Source organism: Pseudoflavonifractor sp. An85 (assembly GCF_002161235.1).
Taxonomy (GTDB): Bacteria; Bacillota; Clostridia; order Oscillospirales; family Oscillospiraceae; genus Enterenecus.
The window spans coordinates 1-5,304 of the sequence record NZ_NFHE01000058.1 but is presented as its reverse complement, the minus strand read 5'-3'; the positions used below and the strand labels follow the sequence as shown (position 1 = coordinate 5,304).

Annotated in this window: 3 protein-coding genes and 2 pseudogenes; all 5 read left to right on the top strand. The window is 56.9% G+C overall.

The window, feature by feature from the left end:
• Positions 1–531, top strand: a pseudogene (locus B5G37_RS13965) (hypothetical protein); the annotation flags it as partial.
• A gap of 67 nt (positions 532–598) precedes the next feature.
• A complete protein-coding gene (locus B5G37_RS13960) occupies positions 599–1,306 on the top strand; it encodes a hypothetical protein (protein ID WP_087258834.1) in 708 nt (235 codons plus the stop codon).
• Between the two features lie 5 nt (positions 1,307–1,311).
• Positions 1,312–2,943, top strand: coding sequence for a SpaA isopeptide-forming pilin-related protein (locus tag B5G37_RS13955; RefSeq protein WP_143482979.1), 1,632 nt, complete (start codon positions 1,312–1,314; stop codon positions 2,941–2,943).
• 15 nt (positions 2,944–2,958) lie between these two features.
• Complete coding sequence (locus B5G37_RS13950) at positions 2,959–4,899, top strand: SpaH/EbpB family LPXTG-anchored major pilin (RefSeq protein ID WP_087258830.1); 1,941 nt, start codon at positions 2,959–2,961, stop codon at positions 4,897–4,899.
• Positions 4,886–5,304 (top strand): annotated as a pseudogene (locus B5G37_RS13945) (hypothetical protein); the annotation flags it as partial. The gene B5G37_RS13950 and the pseudogene B5G37_RS13945, both read left to right, overlap by 14 nt.

The following is a 5,304-nucleotide window of genomic DNA, read 5'->3' as shown; positions in this document are numbered from 1 at the left end:
TACTGGCAGGAGAATGTGGCAAATTTGGAACGGGAACAAGCCTGTCAAAGAGCCGCAGATCTGGCCTGTATGGTGCGGGAATACACTACCCTGCTGGAGCAGGCTCCCCCCTTGAGGGCCCAGGGACTGACTGGAGACTTTCGAGTGCTGGCCGACTTCAAAGGGACTGTGCTGGCTGGACACCAGACCAAATTCGGCATTCACTTTGTGACCTGGGACCGGGACTTCCGCTGGACAGGTCTCAACTACGGCCACTACTTTCAAGAAAACTACCTAGCTGCCAAGCAGGACTTCGCCATCCGCTCCGGTTTAATCCCCCAACACCAAGTTTTCAGCCAGGAGCAGCTCACGGAGGTCTTCCGATGCTGCACTGTCACCCTGGATGCTGACCTGAACCTGACCCCACAACAGGAAGCGTGTATTCGCGACATCCAAGAGCAGATTGAAAGTGGCATACCAGATGTTGTAAATCACACCAGAGCGCAGGAGCATCCAATCACAGAACCCTACATTCAACAGCAGACTATGTAATATCGCGTCGGAGTTTTAAGTAAGACTCCGGCGCTTTTTTTATTTCACCGAAAGGAGGGCATAGCCCATGCCATACTACTTCATGCGGGACACTCCCCTTCGTCAATTCGAGGAGCAGATGATGACCCCGCCCTACTGCAAGTCCAGAAGCCACCAAACATTCCACAAAGGCTTTCGATATCGTGCCGAAGATGTGGATTGCATTTACTGTACCAAGTATTCTCCCGGACATTCCTGTCGGCTGACCCAATGTATTTGTTTGGAAGAACGCATTGAGGCCGGTGTCCTGCATCTGCGGCATTTCTTGCAAGAGCGTTTCTTCACAGAATGCGATCCATTGTTTCTGGACCGGTTACATCTGCACTTCCATCAACCCTGCACTCTCTTTTTCCGAAATCATGCTCATTGGAGACGGTGGCTGCACTGGCGTAACCGACACGCCAAAATCTCTAAACGCAACCAAGCTGCGCTATTTCTTTTCACAGCCTACGATGACATCTGGCACAGGGTCGTATGGAATATGGAAGATGATAGCTTTGATTTTTCTTCCATCCAACTGGCCGGGATTCAACCGGAGCTGTACAGTGTCTACCAAGCCGCAAAGTCCATCTCTACGGGCACCTGCAACATTACGTTTGCTGATCTCGCATCTCCCGAACTGGTCACAGATGAGGCGTTCCACTTGATTATTTGCGCTCTGCTTCTGGCCAGATACGGAGATGTCATTCTAATGTTAGAAGGCGAGACAGATCATTTTAACTCAGAAAGGACGTGAGACAAGTGAAAATCATTCAACGCATTCTCGCCGCAGCTCTTTGCGGTGCCCTGTGTCTCGGGGTACTGCCTGGGGCAGCGGCACCTCCGGACCCTCAGCCTACCGAAGCCGTAACAGCTGAGACAACGGAGCCATCCACGCAGCCCATCGATCAACCATCAGCAGAGGAAGAAATGCCCCTGCTGGCCACCATGTCGGCCTGGTCTCCCGGTGAGGTGGTCAACACCTGGGAGGGAGAGCCCTACACCTCCATCACCGGCCATAAGTACGCTCTGTTAAAATTCAGTTTCATGCGTTATTACACTGACGGCAGTAAAAAGATTATGACGGCAACCCAAACCAGCAGCTATACCAACAACAAGTACTATGTGGGAGACACCCTGGCCTACTGCATCGAGTCCGGCAAAGCCTTTGACGGAGGTGACTACACCTCTGGAGAAGCTGGTACATCAGACTACCTCAAGTTGCTCTCCCCCACAGCCCGTGAAGGTATCATGCTGGCCATGCTCTACGGCTACAACCCGGAAAACCCCAGCTATATGCCCACCGAAAGTGAGGTGGGATGTGCCTTCAACGTGGACGACTTTGCTTTTGCCACCCAGATCATCATCTGGGAGGCCCAGAGCGGCATCCGCACCAGCCCTACATCCATTTCCGATCTATCCTATGGGGGCAAGACCATCGAGGCAGACAACTATGTGAAGTGGATTGAGGGACATCCGGCCAAGAACTGCTATGACTGGATTCTGGCGCAAATGGCCCAGCACCGCACCGTTCCCAGTTTTGCATCCACTGATGCCGGGAGCGTGACCACCCATACCATGCAGTATGATGCCATCAGCGGTAAATACACAGTGACCCTCACAGATACCAACAACACCGGCTGTGACATCACCTTCCCCTCCACCAGCGGGATTACCGTCTCCCGTCAGGGAAACACCTACACCTTCTCCACCACCCAGGAGATCACCGATCCCGTTACCCTGACCGTGCGAAAGAATGTCCCCCAAAATACAGGAGCCCTGCTCATCTGGTCCAACGGCGTGGGCCAGACCTTAGCCACCGGAGTCCAAGACCCGGTGGTTTTTTATTTGCAGCTGCGCACCCAGCCCTTGGGGATGCTCACCATTCACAAGCCCGGTCAGGGAGACCAGGACCTGTCTGGGGTGAAGCTCCAACTGCTGGATAACCAGGGAAACGTGGTGACCTGGAGCCAGCAGGAGGATGGACGCTATGCCGCTCTGGTGGTGCAGGGCGGCCAGTTTGTCCCTGGGCAAGGTACCGACACCCTTATCACCGATGAGGAAGGCCGGGTGGAGTTGGTGAACATCCCCTTTGGCACTTACACCCTGCGGGAAATCCAGACAGAGGAAGGTTATCAGCTTCTGCCCCAGCCCATCACCATCACCCTGCCCTATGGGGTAGCCGGTGCCAAGGACACCACCAGTGATGAGGTGTACTACAGCAACGGCACCAACTACTATTGCCATCTCACCTACGACTTGCGCAACACCCTGGTGTATCGCCTGCCTGCCACAGGAGGCTATGCCATCTGGCTGATGAGTGCCGGATTGGCACTGGCCTGCCTGTGTGTCACTGGGCTGGCTATGCATAAAAAACATCAAACTGAACATTAAGGAGGACAATCGATCATGAAACAGAAGATACATCGCTTTACCGCCATGGGGCTGGCCCTGTGTGCCGCCCTTGGCCTGTCCGGAACCGCCCTGGCCTATACCCCCCAGGATGCCACCATCGACTACGGACGCACTGCCAGTCTCACCGTCACCAAGTATGACCTCACCGCCGCCACTCAGGCCGGGGTAAGCACCGGTGGGCTGGTGTCCACCGGCAAGGAAAACCACGAGGCAGAGACCATGCTCCAGGACTACACCCTGGGCGGTGTGGAGTTTACCTACCTGCGCCTGGGCGGCATTGATATGTACTCGGATCAGGATGCCGCCAATGCCACCGTCCAGGTCATCTACGGGGTGGACAACGAGGACGTGCGGGACACGCTGGGTCTCACTTCGGAGGACGTGGTGAAAACCGAGGATGGCATCCCCTGGTATACCTCCGATACCCTAATTGACGCTTTGGAGGAACAGCTCACTGCCAACCGCCGAGCCACCAAGGATGCGCTAGAGGCGGAGGCCAACCAGAGCGGCACTGCCATGCCTCTCACCGATGACATCACGGGCACCACTTCCGTGGACGGCCTGGACCTGGGCCTGTACCTGGTGGTGGAGACTGAGGTGCCGGAGAATGTCACCTCCACCGTCAACCCCTTCCTGGTGTCCCTGCCCATGACGGACACTGAGACCGGGGATGGATGGTTCTATGATGTGACTGTCTACCCCAAAAACCAGACCGGGAACCCCACCCTGGAGAAAGAGGTGGCAGACCTGGCCCACGGCATCAGCTTCTCCGGCGACATCGACGGGCTGGGCTACCGGGATGTGGCCACCGGCAGCACCGGGGACGTGATGGGCTACCGCTACCTGTCCACCTTGCCCACCATCACCTCCAACGCCACCCAGCTCACCCAGTACCGCTTCGAGGATATTCTCTCTCCCGGCCTGGAGTACAACCAGAACGACGTGATTGTGTGCTGGTATGAGAGCTATGAGGCGGCCCAGAAGGACTACACCGTTGCCACTCCTAACACCCCGGCCACCAACGGCACCAATGCCGTGGAAATCTGGGAGTGTGACGAGCATGGGCATGGCACCTACTTCGATGTGTCCTATGCGGACGGCAGCGATGGCTCTACCATGATGACCCTTCAGTTCAACGAGGCTGGTCTGGAACGCATTAATACCCCCGTGGACAACAGCCAACAGGAAGGCCGCTACTCCGACTGGACCTGTGTGGTGTACTACACTGCCAAGATCAACAGCACCGAGGACATGATCCTGGGTGACGAGGGCAATCCCAATACCGTCACCCTCACCTGGGAGCGCACCAGCCAGGACTATATCGACACCCTCACCGACGAAGCCAAGGTATACAGCTATGGCATCCACCTCACCAAGAAGTTCTCCGCCGGAGGCACCAACTTTGATGCCGTCCAGTTCATTGCCAAGAATGTGACCAACGCCACCGGAAACTACTATGTGGTGGCAGAGGCCAACCCTGCCAAGGGTGTGTACTACGCCACCGGAACCACCACCAACGTGGACGAGGCCACCCGCATGACCCCCGATGAGACCGGCCACCTGTATCTGTATGGTGTGGAGGAGGACACCTACCAACTTACTGAGACCCAGACCGATGCTGGCTACACCCTGCTGGAGGATGTGATCACCGTGGACATTGGCACCAAGTACACACCCGGTGTGCAGGTGGGCTCCCTCACCGCCACCGCCACTGTGGACGGCTATTCCGCCACCATGGAGGCCATGGGGGACAGCGGCAATGCCCTGGTTCCCCTGACCGTCCTCAACACCCGTGGCTTTGATCTGCCCGAGACCGGCGGCCAAGGCACCATGGTGACCACTGTGGTGGGCATCGTGCTGGCCAGCGGGATGCTCACCGGGTGTATCGCCCTTCGCTACTGGAAGCGGAAGGGTGAGCTGGATGAAAAGAAGTAAAGCGCCTCTTTTGTTGGGGCTGGGCTGTGTGCTGGCTGTGGGGATGATGCTCTACCCCATGGCCAGCAACTGGCTTTCGGGGCAAACACGCTCCCAGGTCATTACAGAATATGAGACGGCGGTGGAGGTGCTGGACAACCAGGCTACCCAACAAGCCCTGGAGCTGGCCCAAGCCTACAACCGGGATCTGCTGGAGCAGAGCTGTTCCATTGCCGGATTCTCTGTCTCCGGTGCCCCAACCCCAGACAATGACATTCTCACCGCCCTGGACCCCACCGGAGGCGGTATGCTGGCCACGTTGGAGATTCCCGCCATCGACGTGATTCTCCCCGTGTACTACGGAACTCAGTCCACCACCCTCACCGCTGGTGTGGGGGTGGTGGAGGGCAGTTCCCTGCCGGTGGG